This is a genomic window from Parabacteroides caeci, from assembly GCF_023656795.1.
GTDB lineage: Bacteria > Bacteroidota > Bacteroidia > Bacteroidales > Tannerellaceae > Parabacteroides > Parabacteroides segnis.
Window position 1 is genome coordinate 1 of sequence record NZ_JAMOKT010000101.1, and the last position, 16,713, is coordinate 16,713.

Genomic DNA, 16,713 nt, shown 5'->3' on the forward strand with positions numbered 1-16,713 from the left:
TTCGCACAAAATGATTACTCATAATGCACGTACCCTCAGACTACTGCAAACGGAATTGCAGGTGCAATCAATGCTTCTCTAAGCTAAAGTTGCACAATCACTTACACAGTTTACGTGTCACACTCCGGGATCGAAATACGAAGTGACCATGTTGGTCGCTTCCGAGATACCGGCGATACCGTTGCCTTGGGCGAAAGCCCCCATTGAAACCAGCAGCGTCATGGCTGCCAAAAAGAATCTTTTTTTCATGTGTCGAAACTTTTAATTGGTGAGACAAAAATGATTTCGACTGCGAATATATAGTGCTTAATCCATTGATTTACAAACTGTACGACTTGTGACACCTTATGACGTCACGTTACATCGGCAAGGGGTTTTCAAGCATTCAAAAAGGGTTTTCCCGGCAATATGAAACAGTAAAAACAGGGATAAGGAGAAAGCGGCATTTCATTTCTTCCGGCAAAGGTAGCCCCGTGTCCCGGGAAACCCGGCAAGGCGGCCCTGCGGGCTGGTTGCCGTGAAATAATCATCCTCGCTGCGCTTGCGGTATTTTTTCACGGCAAGCCTTGCGGGATTCCGGACCGGGGCGGAAAAGCCTTCAGGAAATAAAATACCGTTCGGTTTGAATGGATATATGTAAAAACAAAAAACAGAAGATAACATGGAAACAAGAAACAATCAGACAGTGGCTTTCACGGGACACCGTAAGGAACGTATTCTGCAAGGGTCCGGAAACGATTCCCGGATACTTGCACAAATCAGGGAAGCTGTGACCGGAGTGGTAACAGAACTGTACGGGCAGGGATACAAGGAATACTACACCGGGATGGCCAGCGGATTTGATATGACTGCTGCGGAGGCGGTCTTGCAGGTCAGGGAGAGATACGAAGATATCAAGCTCATAGCGGCAGTACCTTTTCGGAAACAGCCCTTGTGGTTTGAAGCGGAAGACCAGCTGTTGTATGCCCGTCTGTTGGAAAGGATGGACCGGGTGGTCATGGTTTCCGAGAATTACCACAAGGGCTGCTACCTTCGCAGGGATGAATACATGGTGCGTAAAGCGGATACAGTCATAGCCTATTGGGATCTTGTACCGAAAGGGGGAACATTCTACACGGTGAACAAGGCGTTGGAAAGCGGAAAGTCGGTCATCAATCTTTATGAAAGGATGAAATAGCGGCTGTCTGTATTGGAATGGAAAAGCGAAGTGTGAAAGCCGGTCGGCCTTCACACTTCGCTTCTTTTCATATATACATTACCTATTCCTCAGAACCGGAAGAGAGGGCACGCTGTTTCCTCCGTTCCTCCTTCTTCGCTTTCTGTTGCTTCTTCTTGACCTCCATTTCAGCCATAATCTGCTTTAAGGGCTTGACCGTTTCCGGGTTTTCACGCTTGAATCGTTTGAAATAGATACTTTCAATGAACTGCGGAAGCGGGGCTTTCCATGCCTCCTGCTTGTGGTTGTCTATCTTGCCGAGCTTGTCGGGGTTCAGACCCAGTTCACGGGCCATCTGTACCTGCTTGTCCGAAAGGCGGTGACGCTTCTGCGCCACCATCCATTTTTCCAATATCGCTTTTGTCATTGCCATCGTTCATTTTTTTTGCAAAGATAGAATTTTTGCATTGATTTCTCTTAAATACTTGTTTGTCAGCATTATCTTATAGTCCATAATATATAAGTGCCAATATTGGCAAAAAAATAATATAATCCTTGCATGGACGGATTATAGTCATTACCTTTGTATTGTAAAAAAATGCCAATATTGGCAGAAATTTAATGTGATGATGGAAATAAAAAGAGACAGATATCTTCAGCAACTGATAGAAAGCCGTCAAGATGGTTTTATCAAGGTAGTGACAGGAATCCGCAGATGCGGCAAGTCATACCTGCTGAATGTTTTATTCTACCACTATTTGTTGGAAAATGGAATTGCAGATGATCACATTATCCGGATTGACCTTGAAGATCGGATGAACAAGGATTTAAGGAATCCGGATATGATGCTTCACTATGTTCACGACAGAATCAAGGACAAGGAACTTTACTATATCATTATTGATGAGGTACAGCTGATGGATGAATTTGTCGATGTATTGAACAGTTTCCGCCATATCGAAAATGCCGATACGTATGTAACAGGAAGCAATTCCCATTTCCTGTCATCCGATATTCCAACGGAGTTTAGAGGCCGGGGAGAGACGATTCATGTAAATCCTCTGTCTTTTTCTGAATTTTATTTGGCTAAAGGTGGAGACAAACAAGATGCGTGGCGCGAATACTTCACCTACGGTGGTTTACCTCTTGTCCAGTCATTTGAAACCGAACAAAAGAAGATAAACTATCTGAAAAATCTATTTGAGACTGTTTATTTGGCAGATATTATCGAGAGGCACAAAATCAAGAATGAGAATGAAATGCGTGAATTACTTCTCATTATGGCATCATCTATAGGTGCTCCATGCAACCCTACAAAATTGTCGAATACTTTCAAAAGTTTGAAAAATGTGAAAATTGGCAGTCAAACTATTTCCAAATATCTGAACTACTTGTCAGAATCGTTCCTCTTGAATAGGGCTGTACGTTACGACGTTAAAGGAAAGAAGTACATCAATACGCTTTCCAAGTATTATTTTACGGACATTGGCTTAAGAAATGCCATTCTTGATATGCGCCAACAAGAGGAAACGCATATCATGGAAAACATCATTTACAATGAATTGATTGTCCGTGGTTATAGTGTCGATGTTGGAATGGTGGAGATAAAGAAGCCGGATAAGGACGGGAAGTGGACTCGCATCCACCTTGAAGTGGATTTTATAGCGACTCTTGGCAGCAAGAAGTACTATATACAGTCGGCATTGTCTATACCGGATAGAGAGAAAGAAATACAGGAATCCCGTTCGTTGACGAATATCAATGATTCATTCAAGAAAATCATTGTTGTCAAAGATCACATTATGCCTCGCCGAAATGAGGAAGGGATTCTCACAGTCGGGTTATTTGATTTCTTACTCAAAGAAGATAGTTTAGATATATAAACACATAAGTGTCGTCAATAATAAAAGTCAATCAGAAAAATATAGTAAAATATTGTCGATGAAGACCATTCTTGAACTTTCGCATATAAAAGCAAGACAGTATTTCTTGGAATCGCAAAACTATTGTAATATGCAGTTTCCCAAATACATAGATTTTAAGCCCGTGATAGAATATGTCCAAAATTCTGTCGGAAATAAAGAATTGAGAGACATTCTAAAAGATCCTAAGAGAATGCCTTCTGATTATGAAAACGTAAATCATAAGATGTTAGTCAAGAAGGATGCACAGTATTCATATAGGCCTATTCAGTTAATTAATCCATACCTTTATTATCTGCTTGTCAAGGCTATGACAAATAAGAGTAGTTGGAAGGAGATAAAAGATCGCTTTGCTGAGCTGAAAGTACCAAACATAGAAGTTGCGAGTATTCCTAAAGTTAAAGGAGACACAGACAAATCACATATGTCAGCATCAGTAAGTTCTTGGTGGGAAAATGTTGAACAAAGAAGCCTTGAGTTAGCTTTGTCTTATAGATATATGTTTGTTACCGATATTACGAATTGTTACTGTGCTATATATACTCATACCATTGCGTGGGCATTGATGGGAAAAGAACAAGCTAAAGAAAAACGCAATAAGTCAGGACTATTGGGAAATATTATTGACAACTATATGCAAGGTATGCAATATGGTCAAACAAATGGTATACCTCAGGGAAGTACGTTATCTGACTTTATTGCAGAAATAGTACTTGCGTATGCAGATAAGCTACTTAGCGAAAGACTAAATACAAATGGAATATCTAACTATCATATAGTAAGATACCGAGATGACTATCGTATTTTTTGCAATTCAAAAGAGGATACAGAACGAATAGCATTCTTTCTTCAAGAAGTTCTTGCAGAACTCAATTTTCAATTGAATGGGAAAAAGACATATCTGACAGAAGATGTCATCAGTGATTCTATAAAACCTGATAAGAAAGCATATATTTCAGAAGGTCCAATTTATAGGAAAACGCAGAAAAGGATATACTCTACAATGTCCAATCTTCAGCAGGAGGCTCTTTTTATATACCAATTTTCCAAAAAACATCCAAACAGCGGTACACTAATAAAACTTTTAACAACTTTTGCCCAAAGATTGAACAAAAAAATTGCGATTTGTGGCGATTACCTTGTGATGATATCAATTTTCACAGAAATAGCACTATATAGTCCGAAAACGTACAAGGTAATTCTTTCTATCATCAGTAAACTCCTTAGTAAAATTCCTTCGACAGATGAAAGAGAGCGAATTGTTAATAATGTTTATGCGAAGTTTCAGAGGTTTCCGAATATTGGCGAAATTCAAATATGGATTCAACGTATAGCATTTAATTTGCCTCACCCTGTTACATATACTGAAAATATATGTAAAATCGTAAATGGTGAGACTGGCGTTAATTTATGGAATAATGATTGGGTAGATGAACCTTATAAGGGTGCGTTTCCTCAATATAAAATTTGCACTGAATGGGTAAGGGATAGTTACACTCCAGTAATAGACATTGATGAAATTAGTTTGTTCAACATTTATTGATAACACTTATATATATTGACAGTTATGGAACTAAGATATTGCTTAAACCAAGGTATATTGGAACGTATTTCAAAAATACTAGGAGATACATCGAATGGACTTACTGGATCTGAAATATCTTATTTCCTTCAGCAGTGTAATATTAAAGATGTGACTCCTGAAATAACGAAATGGAAAAGGCTTTACAGTGCACTTGCATCCGTTCAGAACTTTGATAAATGTTCAAACAAAATATTGAGATTCATCCAAATTGTATTGAACCCTGCGCGTTTTACAGATAATCAAATTTTTGAGACAAAAAGAAAGGCGATTAATGAATGCCTATCTTATGTAGGTTATGAATTACAATCAAACGGCCGTTTTAGGGTCGTTACTACTGCAAAAACTATTAGTGAAGCCCAACAACGTGCAAATGACCTTTTAGTAAATCTTCAGATGAGGAATGCACATCAAGAAATATTCAAATATTGCACAACAGAACTAGTTGATAAGAACTACTTTCATGCTGTATTTGAAGCTTGCAAAGGGTTATTTGCAAGAATACGGCAACTGTCATTAATTAATACTGATGGAATACGGTTAGTGGAATATGTGTTTAATCATCCTATATTGGTAATCAATTCGTATAAATCCAAACAGGAAAAAGATGAACAGAAAGGTTTCGAGGCAATCTTAGAAGGTTTGTGCAATATGTTTAGGAATCCAGAAGCTCATCAACCAAAAATTGAGTGGCCAGTGAGTGAACAAGATGCTTTAGAAATTTTGTCTTTGATTTCTTACTGTCATAGGAGATTAGATAATGCCAAAAGAGTTGAATAATACTTAAAAATCAAAGGCAGGCCGATATCACATCGACATGCCTTCTGAAACTATGACAGCAAAAAGAAACAATTAAACGAATTCATCTATATCGAATGCCTCTGTCTTATTTTTTGTATTATCCATTTCTGAAATTTGCGAGTCATCACAAAGCATACTATCAATAAGATTTCCTATCTTCTTTTTGATAGCGTCTTCATTCCGCATAATTCTGATGACTTCTTCTTCAGATAGACAGATGCGTGGGGCACGAACTGCAGGATTTCTTTTTATGCCAAAAGATTCTGCTTCTGACTGCGGTACTGCTTGTTGTTTTTTGTCCTTCATATTCGATTCCATATTTACATGTATTTATTCCAATCAATTCCAATCTGTTCCAAAGACTGTTTTGATGTCTCTTTTCCATTTGGCATATTTTCTTTGAGCAGTTTTTCCAATTGGCTTTGAGTACTCAGTTCGGTTGAAAAAAAACTGAACAGGTCTGTATCCTGAAGTTGGTACAGGGTTTCGGCAGCATTTCGGATTTTCTTTCTGTCATCCGTTCCCGAAATAAGCACATCAGCGACATTGTTCAGTTCTTCAAAAGTCAATGCCCTTGAAAAATCCGGGTCAGGAACGCACCCGTCATTTGACATGAGTTCCCGTTTTTCTGATTCAGTCAGTCCTTTTTTGGGAGTAAAGTCATCAATCACGTCATCCGTATTTATATCCTTATCCTCCTCTATGGGTTCCTTTTTCATAGGTTCAGAACGTGTGGGAGTTTTTCTCGCCACTTCCGGGTCTTCAAGATAGACTATCTTCGTCTTGCCGATTACTTCATTGTACTCGTCCAGGGGATTCGGCTGCGTTTCGGTTTTCTTTTCATGCCCGACTTTTAGGATATCGTTCTCCGCTTGTGCGATCCATGCTTCAGCCTTGTCCAGTCTTGCCCTATACCGGGCTTTCCTTGCTTTTTCCACCATTCGTTTTTTACGTGATTTCCATAACCGGATACGTGCCATACGCATATAACGAAGCTGATTGTCCCAGAATTTATAAACTTTCGGACTGAATATAAACATCCATACCTTATATAATATATAGGTTGCCGACATGGCTTTTACTGAAAAATAAATTAATGTTGTTTCCATGACTATTGAATTTTAGGGGGTGAAAAACGGTCTTTATACATTCGGGTGATTTCCTCGATGTTGAGTTCTATATGCTCGGCTATGATGTTACTGATATAGCTCGCGATACTTACTTCGGGAGCTATCACATTGAGATAATTCTTTATCTCGTCGTACAGCTTGCGGTTCAGGTACACCTGGATACGTCCGGGCATGGGGGTATTCACCAGATACTTCTGACGGAAACCGCTTTCACTTTTACGCTTTGGGTGAGGTTCGGGATTTTCCGAGGCTGTTTCCTTTTCCTTATCCGGCCTTTTATCGGTTTCCTCTGCTGGAACTTCTACCACGATGACATCCTCTTTCTCAATGGCATCAGGAATGTTACCGACCATATACCCCCTGATTTCCTCTTCATTTACTTTTACTATATTCTTTGCCATACCTCAATTACAGGTTAAATTTTACAATCAGTTCATTTGCCAGTTCCTGCAATCCGCTGCCTTTAAGTTGTCCTGCCGGCGGTGGAAGGAGTGAACAGCGGAAATAGGTGCGGGTCCGGGATGAGAGTTCCTTGTCATAACGGCAGAGGTCCGGAATGGCTGAATCCAGAATTTTCAGCCCCTGTTTCTTCATCAGTGCCATATAGTTGTCAAGCACTTCAGTATTGCTTCTTTTCTTTACCTTGGTCCAGAACAGGAACACGTCTTTCAAAGGAATATTCTTCCGGTTTTCCAAAAACTTCATGACGCTTTTGGCAAAGACAAAACTGCTGTCCATAACGAAATTGTCAGCGGCAATGGGGGTCAATACATAATCCACATTGAAAATGGTCTGCAACACACCGGATATGTCCATAGACCCTGGCAAATCTATGAAAACGATATCAAAATCTGCTTTTGCCGCCAACTCTCCGGCCACCTGGCGTGCATTCTCCGGCTTTGCCTGCCTGATAGGATAAATCCTGCACCCCCTAAGCCTCTGCTCTTCCAACAGCACCATGTACTTCTTGTTCTTCTCCACCATCTCCATGTCCCGTTCCCTCAGATTGAACAGGCTGCGCTGGGTGGAGTCACAATCAACGATGGCCACACTCTTATCCATCGAATAATTCAGGAGACTGGCAAGCGTTACCAGCATGGTACTTTTGCCGACCCCACCTTTCTGGTTGCTGACCGCAACGAATAACGGATTCTTCTTCATAACTGAACTTTTTTAATGGTTTATTACACTATTGTTTTACTTGTCTGTTGTTTACTTTGTGACAAGGTTTGTTAGTGATATGGTTACTTTGTGCTCACCAACCGGCAAACCGACCAACCGATAGTTATCTGCCCTAACAAAGCAAGTAAACAATCACTGCCCACCTGTTGCAACAAGTGTTTTCGCTAACCAGCAATACAACGGACAGTTACTTGACTATTGGTTTGTTTTACCGTTTATGTTGCAAATAAAAAGGTATTTTTTCATATCATCACTATGTTTCAAGGGAGGTGACGACCTGTGTCACCATATGTCATCACGTTACATATAACCCGCTATTTTACAACAGGATAAACCGCCATAACTTTGCACCGACAACGGAACGGATACCGCTGCGGAGGTTTCCCGAAGCCGAAGAATGAGGCTGAAGGTCAAAATTTAATTTGACGAAGGAAAATTCATTACCAAGCGGTAATAGCAAGTTGTGTTTTGAGGCACCCGAAATAAATTCGGGCACTCAAAACAAACTTGCCGCTCGCCTGAAGGCTCGGGAGGGATTTCCTCCAAAGTCGGAAATCCATGACGGAAGAAACAGAACAGAAAATCTCAATGCGTATGGAAGAAAACAGTAAAAGAAAGACAAGAAAAGGTGCGGGACGGAAGCCGAAAACAGACCCGGCGGTACACCGCTATGTGGTACGGCTGAACTCGGAAGAGAACGGCCACTTTGAAATCCTGTTCCAGAAATCTGGACTGAAACAGCATTCCAAGTTCATCAAAGCGATGATTTTCGGACGTGAAATGAAGGTCGTCAGAATCGACAAGGCTGCGATGGACTACTACATCAGACTTACAAATTTCTATCACCAGTTTCAGGCCATCGGCAACAACTACAACCAGACAGTGAAGGCAGTCAAGTCCAATTTCGGCGAGAAACGGGCGTTCGCCCTGCTCCGTAATCTGGAGAAGGCTACCATCGACCTGGTGGTGCTGAGCAAGCGGATCATCATGCTTACACGGGAGTTCGAGGAGGAATACCTTATAAAAAGAAAGAAGGAGGAACAGCAGAATGGTGGCTAAGATCAACAGGGGTGTATCGCTCTACGGGGCGGTCATCTACAACCAGCGTAAAGTGGACGAGGCAACCGCCCGTATCATCGCGGGCAACCGCATGATTACCGACCTCACCGGAAATCCCCACAATGTCATGCAGCAGACGCTGTGGGCTTTCGAGAGCTATCTCGCCGCCAACAGGAACACGGAGAAGCCGGTACTGCATATCTCCCTGAACCCATCGGTGGACGACCGCCTCACGGACGGGCAGTTCGCAGAACTGGCACGCGAGTATATGCAGAAGATGGGCTACGGCGACCAGCCCTACATCGTCTATCTGCACGAGGACATCGACCGCAGGCATGTCCATATTGTCTCCACCTGCGTGAAGGAGAACGGCGAAAAAATCAGTGACGCATACGAATGGAACCGTTCGATGAAAGCCTGCCGGGAACTGGAAAACAGATTCGGGCTCAAGCCTGTGGCCGACAAGCGGAACGAACTGCTGGAACCGTATCTCAAGAAGGCGGACTACCGGGACGGGGGCGTAAAACGTCAGGTCGGCAATATCCTAAAGAGCATTTTCACCGCCTACCGCTTCCAGACATTCGGGGAGTTCAGTGCCATGCTCTCATGCTTCAACATCGAGGCCAAACAGGTTCGGGGAGAATTTGAAGGCTCACCTTACAACGGCATCGTATATACCCTGACGGACGATGCGGGCATGCCGGTATGTACGCCCATCAAGTCTTCGCTCATCGGCAAGCGCTTCGGCTACGAAGGGATAGAAAAAAGGATTGCCGTCAATGTCCGTGACTTCAGAAACCGGAAGTGGCAGCCGAAAATCCATGATGCCGTCACGCTGGCCATGCACGGCTGCCGTGGAAACCGGGAAGATTTCATCCGGCTGCTCGGGGAAAAGGGCATTGATGTGGTGTTCAGGGAAAACGAGGAAGGCCGCATCTACGGCGTGACCTTCATAGACCACAGGAACCGTGAGGTATATAACGGTTCCCGTCTGGGCAAGGAGTTTTCCGCCAACGCCTTCGAACAGCTTTTTAACAGGCCGCAGGAATTTCCGGAGCCGGAATTCCCCGGACAATATACCTCCACACGGGAGAGCCTTTCCGACAACATGGAAAGCGCCATCGAGCAGACTTTCGGAATATTCAGTCCCGACATCAACGGACCGGACCCGCAGGAGGAGGCACTCGCCCGCAGACTGCAACGCAAAAAAAAGAAGAAACGCCGTTCACGCGGCATATCCTGATTGTCAATTACCAACCATCAAAATTTTTACAGTTATGCAACAAGAAGATGATTTGAGAGGACTGGCCAAGGTCATGGAGTTCATGCGTGCCATTTCCATCGTGTTTATTGTAATCCATGTCTACTGGTTCTGCTACAGCGCATTCGTGGATATGGGCATCAACATTGGAGTCGTGGACAGGATTCTGCTGAACTTCCAGAAGACGGCAGGACTGTTCAGCAACCTGCTCGTGACGAAAGTGTTCGCCTTCATATTTCTGGGACTTTCGTGTCTGGGTACGAAAGGTGTCAAGAACCAGAAGATGACGTGGCGGAAAATATACGCCGCCTTCCTCGGCGGCATTGTCTTGTTCTTCATGAACTGGTGGATGCTTGACCTGCCGTTCAGTACGACAGTGAATGCTACCGTATATACGCTGACGCTTACCACGGGCTACATTCTCCTGCTTATGTCGGGAATATGGATCAGCCGTATGCTGAAGCACAACCTTATGGAAGACGTATTCAACACCGCCAACGAAAGTTTCATGCAGGAAACAAGGCTTATGGAAAACGAGTATTCCGTAAACCTGCCCACGAAATTTGTCTATCAGGGTAAGGAATGGGACGGCTGGATCAACATCGTGAACCCGTTCCGAGCCTCTATCGTACTGGGAACACCCGGCTCCGGAAAGAGCTATGCCGTGGTGAACAACTACATCAAACAGCAGATCGAGAAATCCTTTGCCATGTATATCTACGACTACAAATTTCCGGACCTCTCGGAGATAGCCTACAACCATCTGCTCAAGCACAGACAACATTACAAGGTCAAGCCGGAATTCTACGTCATCAATTTTGACGACCCCAGACGCAGCCACCGCTGCAATCCCATCAATCCGAGATTCATGGCAGACATCAGCGATGCCTACGAAAGTGCCTATACCATAATGCTCAATTTGAACAAGACCTGGATACAGAAACAGGGTGATTTTTTCGTGGAGTCACCGATTATCCTGCTTGCCGCAATCATCTGGTATTTGCGGATTTACAAGGACGGAAAGTATTGCACGTTCCCTCATGCAATTGAATTTCTTAACAAGCCATATGCCGATATCTTCACGATTCTTACCTCTTATCCGTCCCTCGAAAACTATCTTTCCCCCTTTATGGATGCATGGCAAGGCGGAGCTCAAGACCAGCTCCAGGGCCAGATAGCAAGTGCGAAAATTCCGCTTTCGCGAATGATCTCGCCACAGCTTTACTGGGTGATGACAGGGGATGATTTTACTTTGGATCTGAACAATCCCGAACATCCAAAAATCCTCTGCGTGGGCAATAATCCGGACAGACAGAATATCTATTCGGCGGCTCTCGGCCTGTACAATTCGCGCATCGTCAAATTGGTAAACAAGAAAGGACAACTGAAAAGTTCCATCATCATTGACGAGCTTCCGACCATCTATTTCCGTGGTATCGACAACCTGATTGCGACCGCCCGAAGCAACAAGGTGGCCGTCTGTCTCGGCTTCCAGGACTTCTCGCAGCTTGCACGCGACTACGGAGACAAGGAGGCAAAGGTAATCCAAAATACAGTGGGCAATATCTTCAGCGGGCAAGTTGTAGGAGAAACGGCAAAATCACTGTCGGAACGGTTCGGCAAGATACTCCAGCAGCGGCAGTCCATATCCATCAACCGTCAGGATACTTCGACTTCCATCAACACGCAGCTTGATTCCCTGATACCCGCCTCCAAGATAGCCAATCTTTCGCAAGGTACATTCGTTGGCAGCGTGGCAGACAATTTCGGAGAAGAGATAGACCAGAAAATTTTCCATGCCCGCATCATCGTGGACAGCGCAAAGGTATCGGAAGAAATGAAAGCCTACAAGAAAATTCCTGTCATCAACGAGTTCAGGGACGCGGACGGAAACGATATCATGCAGCAGCAGATTGACCGCAACTACTCGCAGATAAAGGCGGACGTGTTGCAGATAATAGAAGAAGAGATGGAAAGAATAAAAAATGATCCGGAGCTGAGATACCTCATCCCGCAGCAGGAGGGAGAAGAAAACAATGACTGAAAATAGAGAAAAAGGGAGACCGCTGTTTTATTTCCGCCTGCAAAGGTCGTCCCGTGCCCGCTGGATTGTGCAAGGCCGGGCCCCTCCGTGGTTTGCTGAAAAAATCATCCTCGCCCGGGGGCTCCGGTATTTTTTCGCAAAGCCTTGTGCAATCCGGCACGGGACAGAAAGGCAGGCAAGAAATAAAATACCGGCTTGACAAGCCGCAGATGTCTAACTCAAAAAAATGAAAGATATGAGCAGAAGCAACTTCACTCCGATGGAAAGATTCCATGAGATTCTAAACGGACACGGACTACAGTCCATGAACGTAGGTACAAACCATATCCGCATCTTCAGGGACGGCAGGAAAATGTTCGACTACTATCCGCTGAGGATGAAACTCTTCGACTACCACAACTGGTACCAGCTTACCTATCCATCCTTCGGCAATGTTGATAGAAAATGGGAACAGGAACTTCAGGAGATAATCTGTAGGCTTTCCGCCGCATAAAACGGTAAGTTATGGCAGCGCACATGAAAAAGACGGAATGGGACAACATTCCCGAATGGGCCATATATGCCCTGGAATACGGAACGGAAGAGGACGGCAGCCTGAACGAAGAGGAACGGGCTATGATTGAAAAATTTGTCGGCACACATTTCCCGAAAGGATACACAATGAGCGTGGACTGGAACGCCTGCAACGAGTTTGACCGCTATCCAGCATTTGGAGAGCCTTGCAAGACCTGCAAGGTTCTTTTTGTTTCACCATAAATACACGGAAAGATGAAAAGAATGACACAGAGCGAATACCTCGCTGTTCCCGAAAATTACCGGGGAGTATGGACTACCGAACGATGGGACATTCCCGATTGGGAAAACTTGAGAAAAAAATATATGGGAAAACGTACCCTGATGGTATATGACAAAGGCACTTGCCTGCTTGTCGAGGGGCTGAGTCTTGAAATCGTGGACGACAGTTCCTGGAAGAAGCCGGAGGAAATCAAGAAGGAAATCCGTGAAAAAAATCAGGAATACCGTACTGAAAAGGGACATGAACCGCATTTTCTCGAATGTGCCATACGCTGGAATGACACTTTGGAGACGCTGGAGACAAGAATCGCCCTGGACTTCGATACGGAAATGGATGATGAAATCTTTTTCTACTGCGATACTTTGGACAGCCTGCTGTCGCTTGCTGACAAAAGCGGGGAAGATTTTGTCATAGCCGGATATTTCGGCTTCGGAGTGTATGAAGATTAGGCATTATATAGAATAAGGTTTTAAAGTACTGATAATTATAAGCTCTGTTAGTCCTTTTCCTTATTCTATATAGACTCTATTCGGAATATACATAGCTATAAAAAACAAGAAATCCCAATCGTAATGACCGGGACTTCTCTACTTCCTTTTTATAGTGCAGATGCGACGACTATGCTCGCACGGGCACTTTCAGTGTTGCAAAGGTAAGTATTATTTTTTATGCCGCCAAATAATATGGCTTCAATATTCAAGTTTGGACACGGCTCTTTCATTTAAAAATGCTTTGAAATTTCAATGTCTGTGGCTGATAGGCATTTAGGAGCAGCCAAACGTCGCTATTGACACAACATAGACTAAATGCCATCTGTCTCTGTTGATGTAAAATCAACATAATCAGTGGTTATCAGTTTGTTCCGAGTTTAAATGAAAGAGCCGTGAAGTTTGGAGGTTTGTGCTATGACGTTCTTGGCCTCAGTCGTCTGAATGGAACTGACAAGATTATAAATCTCGTTTTCCAAATCCGTTTTCCGGTTTTGAGAGATACACCCCAGCATATATCTTACAACATCTATGCTACCTTTGATATTGTGTCTGCAATCAGCAGAAATGTCAGCAGGCAAGCGTTTGATGCCTTTTGGGAAATCCATACGGTAAATGCATCCCCCGTGAGCACACTTGTTGCGAAGGACTCGGATGGTTTCCAGATAATTGAAAAAAACACCTCTTGAACAACCATATGCATTGGCAACCAGATCTTTTGCTTCCGGTTCTTTCAATGAATCATATAATGTTATGATATTACCGATTGTCATGAACTCTATGGTCTTCCATGCAGGAGCATATATTCCGGAATGGTTTGCATGATGGTGCTGTATTATGGGATTTTTACGCAAGGCGGAATAAACCTGTTCCTCAAAGTCATTCACAAATTTGGAAGTTACATACTTGCGGTTGACAAACCAACAGGGGTCATCAATATACCGGAGCGATATATTATAGATAAGTTTTGTACGGATATTGACCTCGATACGGTCAAGGGCATTAAGCAGTATTCTTCGGAGTCTGGTATCAAATTCATAAAGATCATAGACACTCTTGAATGTTGTACCCGGCTTTAGTTTATGGTCACGGTGTTCCAGACATGGGAATTTTATTTCGTATGGAAAAGAATAGAATCCAAGCCGGTAATAACCGACATCAAGGAGAATTTCTTTTGCTTTCTCCTCATTGTCAAACGTCATACCGTTTGATTTCAGTCTGGCGATTTGCTGTTCTATCGTATATGCTTTCTTCATTTTGGTCTTAATTAAAAGACAAAGTTACTTTTTTTATATGGAACAAGCACCTTCTGTATGCATTGATTTATAAAAACATATCTTATAACAGGCTTTAATCCATATTCTTCCATAAAATTACGCCATAAGCCACGCTTCACTTGACAAGTCCCTTCAGAGAAGTTAACTCGGAGGGCGAATACCTCCACGTTCAAGCCTTCGGTTTTCGGGACACAAAATTCCCTGCGGTAATTTTCCGCCCGAAAAAACGCTCCGGTATTGCCGTCCGAGTTGGGGAAAGTACTGGGACTTAGCAAGCGAAGCGACCTACGACGCATAGATACAGGTCAAAATAAAAAAGAATCCGGCGGGAGAACCATGCTCACGTATGCCGTCCCAATGGATTACGCCATCCGGTTATTCCCGTAAACAGAATTCCGCTTCCTGTCACAAAAGGACACATCAAGGGGGACAAAAGCAGCTCGCTCCCAACTCTGCATAATTGTAAGCGCCTGAGTAAGTACATCTTCTACAGTTCATTTTCCCTCCTTACTTTTGCTACAAAAAAATAATATCCTATGATGCAGCGACGTAAACACATGATGAGCAGAGAAAAATTTATCTCCGTTCTTTTCCGTCAGCAGCAGAGTGGTTTGTCCATTGCTGATTTTTGTGAGAATGAAGGTTATAGCCGTAGTAGATTCTATCTTTGGAAACAAAAATACGGTATAACGGAGCGGGAGTTATTGGCAGAAGCCTCCCGCTTAGGGGTTAAAGACAGCTTTGTCCCCATAGTAATCAATGGCGACACGCCATCCCCCGGTATATCTCACGAGACTCCCCTGCCATCTCCCCAGCCTAGCGTCCCCTCTCCCTTGAAAGGAAAGGACAGCTCTGAAATATCCTTGGAATTACCCAACGGATTGAAGTTGAAGTTTAAAGGGTCTTCCGGCTGTGAAGCTGCCCTGAATCTGATCTCTAAAATATATAATGCCAATGTTCTGCCTAAATGACAGCATGAGATATTTCCTATGCCCCGGTTATACGGACATGAGGAAAGGTATGTTCACTCTTTGCGGCCTTGTGCATGAGAGGATGGGAGGCGACATCAGAAGTGGGGACGTATTCATTTTCTACAACCGTTTCCGGACCAAGCTAAAATTGCTCCATGCCGAACCGGGCGGTCTGGTCCTTTACGAGAAACTGCTTGAAGAAGGCACCTTCAAGATACCCGCCTATGATCCTGCCACCCGTTCTTACCCCATGACCTGGAGTGACCTGGTCGTTATGGTGGAAGGCATCAATGAAGATGTCAGCAAAGGCAGGCAAAGACGGCTTTCCAATTTGAAAAAGCATTGGTAAACAGTTGTAAACAAACAGCTTGAAGGCTTGTTTTTCTTATAGCTTTTCGCTATCTTTATATCATCAAAAAAAGATATTGAATGGCAAAAGAAGATGCAACCGGACAAGCTGTGGAATCCTCAATGGAACAGCTGCAGGATATCAACCGTAAACAGAGTGAGATCATCTCGGCCCAGGCAAGGACCATAGAAGAGCTCCGGGGTACGATAGTTGAGCTGAACGCCTCCCTGGCATGGCTGAAGAGGAAGGTGTTCGGAAAGATGAGTGAGAAATGCAAGCCTGTCGATAACGGAGACCCGAAGCTCCCTTTTGACTATGGCGACCTGGAACGGATAGAGGCGGAAATCGAAGAGGCCCGGAGCAGGGCGGCTGAACAGATTACCGTCCCCAAGTCCCGGGCCGCCAATAAAACGCCACGCCGTAACCGGGTCGTCATGGATAACCTTCCGGTTGTAACTTTCCCCGAATACAGATCCAGCGACTGGTCGGCCGTCAAGCACCATTGTTCCCCCAGCCGGACGGCCGCATATTTCGCAATAAAATACCAGAATGAGGTGTACCAGACCGTCGTGTCCCCCTCTGTTCCCGGCCTGGCCGCAATATACCAGCCTTTCATTACTTCCTGCAACCAGCCGTTATCCAACAGCCGGGTTAAATGCGTCCTCCCTATCTCGGCCGTCCCTTGCAGGACGACA

General features: G+C 43.8%; 18 protein-coding genes and 3 pseudogenes. 13 read left to right on the forward strand and 8 right to left on the reverse strand.

Going from position 1 to position 16,713, the window contains the following annotated elements; translation table 11 throughout:
• Positions 1-126 precede the first annotated feature (126 nt).
• Positions 127-249 (reverse strand): annotated as a pseudogene (locus NBH15_RS27635) (DUF4134 family protein); the annotation flags it as partial.
• Between the two features lie 412 nt (positions 250-661).
• Here NBH15_RS27635 and NBH15_RS27640 point away from each other — a divergent pair.
• A complete protein-coding gene (locus tag NBH15_RS27640; protein ID WP_005832151.1) occupies positions 662-1,177 on the forward strand; it encodes an SLOG family protein in 516 nt (171 codons plus the stop codon).
• An 82-nt stretch (positions 1,178-1,259) separates the two neighbouring features.
• Here the strand turns inward: NBH15_RS27640 and NBH15_RS27645 are convergent, their stop codons facing one another.
• The gene (locus tag NBH15_RS27645; protein ID WP_034522578.1) at positions 1,260-1,589 is read right to left on the reverse strand and encodes a hypothetical protein; all 330 of its coding nucleotides are present in this window, start codon (positions 1,587-1,589) and stop codon (positions 1,260-1,262) included.
• Positions 1,590-1,782: 193 nt separating this feature from the next.
• On the opposite strand from NBH15_RS27645, the gene NBH15_RS27650 reads away from it, so the two are divergent.
• The 3 genes from NBH15_RS27650 to NBH15_RS27660 are packed head-to-tail and all read left to right on the forward strand — an operon-like array spanning position 1,783 to position 5,440.
• On the forward strand, positions 1,783-3,039 hold the full coding sequence (locus NBH15_RS27650; RefSeq protein WP_005832172.1) for an ATP-binding protein: 1,257 nt from the start codon (positions 1,783-1,785) through the stop codon (positions 3,037-3,039).
• Positions 3,040-3,097: 58 nt separating this feature from the next.
• Positions 3,098-4,621 (forward strand): RNA-directed DNA polymerase, encoded by a 1,524-nt coding sequence (locus tag NBH15_RS27655; RefSeq protein WP_005832174.1) that lies wholly within the window; start codon positions 3,098-3,100, stop codon positions 4,619-4,621.
• A 24-nt stretch (positions 4,622-4,645) separates the two neighbouring features.
• A complete protein-coding gene (locus tag NBH15_RS27660; RefSeq protein WP_034522585.1) occupies positions 4,646-5,440 on the forward strand; it encodes a TIGR02391 family protein in 795 nt (264 codons plus the stop codon).
• A 72-nt stretch (positions 5,441-5,512) separates the two neighbouring features.
• On the opposite strand, the gene NBH15_RS27665 is transcribed toward NBH15_RS27660, so the two are convergent.
• Genes NBH15_RS27665 through NBH15_RS27680 form a run of 4 tightly spaced genes read right to left on the reverse strand, consistent with a single transcriptional unit; the run spans position 5,513 to position 7,752 of the window.
• The gene (locus NBH15_RS27665) at positions 5,513-5,779 is read right to left on the reverse strand and encodes a hypothetical protein (RefSeq protein WP_005832178.1); all 267 of its coding nucleotides are present in this window, start codon (positions 5,777-5,779) and stop codon (positions 5,513-5,515) included.
• A gap of 2 nt (positions 5,780-5,781) precedes the next feature.
• Entirely contained in the window at positions 5,782-6,570 is a 789-nt protein-coding gene (locus NBH15_RS27670; protein ID WP_005832180.1) for a DUF4122 family protein, read from the reverse strand.
• 2 nt (positions 6,571-6,572) lie between these two features.
• Complete coding sequence (locus NBH15_RS27675) at positions 6,573-6,992, reverse strand: DUF3408 domain-containing protein (protein WP_005832181.1); 420 nt, start codon at positions 6,990-6,992, stop codon at positions 6,573-6,575.
• Positions 6,993-6,999: 7 nt separating this feature from the next.
• On the reverse strand, positions 7,000-7,752 hold the full coding sequence (locus NBH15_RS27680) for a ParA family protein (RefSeq protein WP_005832182.1): 753 nt from the start codon (positions 7,750-7,752) through the stop codon (positions 7,000-7,002).
• A gap of 609 nt (positions 7,753-8,361) precedes the next feature.
• On the opposite strand from NBH15_RS27680, the gene mobA reads away from it, so the two are divergent.
• From mobA to NBH15_RS27710, 6 genes are all read left to right on the forward strand, one after another.
• The gene (gene mobA / locus NBH15_RS27685) at positions 8,362-8,832 is read left to right on the forward strand and encodes a conjugal transfer protein MobA (protein ID WP_074784334.1); all 471 of its coding nucleotides are present in this window, start codon (positions 8,362-8,364) and stop codon (positions 8,830-8,832) included.
• Positions 8,822-10,075, forward strand: a complete 1,254-nt coding sequence (mobB, locus tag NBH15_RS27690) for a conjugal transfer protein MobB (RefSeq protein ID WP_117811710.1) — start codon at positions 8,822-8,824, stop codon at positions 10,073-10,075. Before mobA ends, mobB begins: the two co-directional genes overlap by 11 nt.
• 34 nt (positions 10,076-10,109) lie before the next feature.
• Positions 10,110-12,137, forward strand: a complete 2,028-nt coding sequence (gene mobC / locus NBH15_RS27695; RefSeq protein ID WP_074784322.1) for a conjugal transfer protein MobC — start codon at positions 10,110-10,112, stop codon at positions 12,135-12,137.
• A gap of 235 nt (positions 12,138-12,372) precedes the next feature.
• On the forward strand, positions 12,373-12,630 hold the full coding sequence (locus NBH15_RS27700; protein WP_074784331.1) for a hypothetical protein: 258 nt from the start codon (positions 12,373-12,375) through the stop codon (positions 12,628-12,630).
• Positions 12,631-12,641: 11 nt separating this feature from the next.
• Positions 12,642-12,893: a DUF6926 domain-containing protein gene (locus NBH15_RS27705; RefSeq protein WP_081356603.1), complete on the forward strand. Its 252-nt coding sequence runs from the start codon at positions 12,642-12,644 to the stop codon at positions 12,891-12,893.
• Positions 12,894-12,905: 12 nt separating this feature from the next.
• Positions 12,906-13,382: a hypothetical protein gene (locus NBH15_RS27710; RefSeq protein WP_250824079.1), complete on the forward strand. Its 477-nt coding sequence runs from the start codon at positions 12,906-12,908 to the stop codon at positions 13,380-13,382.
• Between the two features lie 419 nt (positions 13,383-13,801).
• Here NBH15_RS27710 and NBH15_RS27715 read toward each other — a convergent pair whose 3' ends face one another.
• Entirely contained in the window at positions 13,802-14,677 is an 876-nt protein-coding gene (locus NBH15_RS27715; RefSeq protein WP_074784316.1) for an Abi family protein, read from the reverse strand.
• Positions 14,678-15,234: 557 nt separating this feature from the next.
• Between NBH15_RS27715 and tnpA the strand changes: the two genes are divergently transcribed.
• The 3 genes and pseudogenes from tnpA to NBH15_RS29590 form a co-directional block, all read left to right on the forward strand.
• The gene (gene tnpA, locus NBH15_RS27720) at positions 15,235-15,669 is read left to right on the forward strand and encodes an IS66 family insertion sequence element accessory protein TnpA (protein WP_117922931.1); all 435 of its coding nucleotides are present in this window, start codon (positions 15,235-15,237) and stop codon (positions 15,667-15,669) included.
• A gap of 4 nt (positions 15,670-15,673) precedes the next feature.
• Complete coding sequence (gene tnpB, locus NBH15_RS27725) at positions 15,674-16,018, forward strand: IS66 family insertion sequence element accessory protein TnpB (RefSeq protein WP_234201988.1); 345 nt, start codon at positions 15,674-15,676, stop codon at positions 16,016-16,018.
• 260 nt (positions 16,019-16,278) lie between these two features.
• Positions 16,279-16,413: pseudogene (locus tag NBH15_RS29590) on the forward strand (hypothetical protein); the annotation flags it as partial.
• Between the two features lie 56 nt (positions 16,414-16,469).
• On the opposite strand, the pseudogene NBH15_RS29595 reads toward NBH15_RS29590, so the two are convergent.
• A pseudogene (locus NBH15_RS29595) lies at positions 16,470-16,713 on the reverse strand (Fic family protein); the annotation flags it as partial.

What these genes read in the sequence shown, in the direction of transcription:
- NBH15_RS27655 (WP_005832174.1), top strand. Translation starts at nt 3,098, where the DNA reads ATGAAGACCATTCTTGAACTTTCGCATATAAAAGCAAGACAGTATTTC.
- NBH15_RS27710 (WP_250824079.1), top strand. Translation starts at nt 12,906, where the DNA reads ATGAAAAGAATGACACAGAGCGAATACCTCGCTGTTCCCGAAAATTAC.
- tnpA (WP_117922931.1), top strand. Translation starts at nt 15,235, where the DNA reads ATGATGCAGCGACGTAAACACATGATGAGCAGAGAAAAATTTATCTCC.
- NBH15_RS27715 (WP_074784316.1), bottom strand. Translation starts at nt 14,677, where the DNA reads ATGAAGAAAGCATATACGATAGAACAGCAAATCGCCAGACTGAAATCA.
- NBH15_RS27650 (WP_005832172.1), top strand. Translation starts at nt 1,783, where the DNA reads ATGATGGAAATAAAAAGAGACAGATATCTTCAGCAACTGATAGAAAGC.
- NBH15_RS27660 (WP_034522585.1), top strand. Translation starts at nt 4,646, where the DNA reads ATGGAACTAAGATATTGCTTAAACCAAGGTATATTGGAACGTATTTCA.
- mobA (WP_074784334.1), top strand. Translation starts at nt 8,362, where the DNA reads ATGCGTATGGAAGAAAACAGTAAAAGAAAGACAAGAAAAGGTGCGGGA.
- NBH15_RS27700 (WP_074784331.1), top strand. Translation starts at nt 12,373, where the DNA reads ATGAGCAGAAGCAACTTCACTCCGATGGAAAGATTCCATGAGATTCTA.
- NBH15_RS27705 (WP_081356603.1), top strand. Translation starts at nt 12,642, where the DNA reads ATGGCAGCGCACATGAAAAAGACGGAATGGGACAACATTCCCGAATGG.
- NBH15_RS27675 (WP_005832181.1), bottom strand. Translation starts at nt 6,992, where the DNA reads ATGGCAAAGAATATAGTAAAAGTAAATGAAGAGGAAATCAGGGGGTAT.
- tnpB (WP_234201988.1), top strand. Translation starts at nt 15,674, where the DNA reads ATGAGATATTTCCTATGCCCCGGTTATACGGACATGAGGAAAGGTATG.
- NBH15_RS27665 (WP_005832178.1), bottom strand. Translation starts at nt 5,779, where the DNA reads ATGGAATCGAATATGAAGGACAAAAAACAACAAGCAGTACCGCAGTCA.
- NBH15_RS27640 (WP_005832151.1), top strand. Translation starts at nt 662, where the DNA reads ATGGAAACAAGAAACAATCAGACAGTGGCTTTCACGGGACACCGTAAG.
- mobB (WP_117811710.1), top strand. Translation starts at nt 8,822, where the DNA reads ATGGTGGCTAAGATCAACAGGGGTGTATCGCTCTACGGGGCGGTCATC.
- NBH15_RS27680 (WP_005832182.1), bottom strand. Translation starts at nt 7,752, where the DNA reads ATGAAGAAGAATCCGTTATTCGTTGCGGTCAGCAACCAGAAAGGTGGG.
- mobC (WP_074784322.1), top strand. Translation starts at nt 10,110, where the DNA reads ATGCAACAAGAAGATGATTTGAGAGGACTGGCCAAGGTCATGGAGTTC.
- NBH15_RS27670 (WP_005832180.1), bottom strand. Translation starts at nt 6,570, where the DNA reads ATGGAAACAACATTAATTTATTTTTCAGTAAAAGCCATGTCGGCAACC.
- NBH15_RS27645 (WP_034522578.1), bottom strand. Translation starts at nt 1,589, where the DNA reads ATGGCAATGACAAAAGCGATATTGGAAAAATGGATGGTGGCGCAGAAG.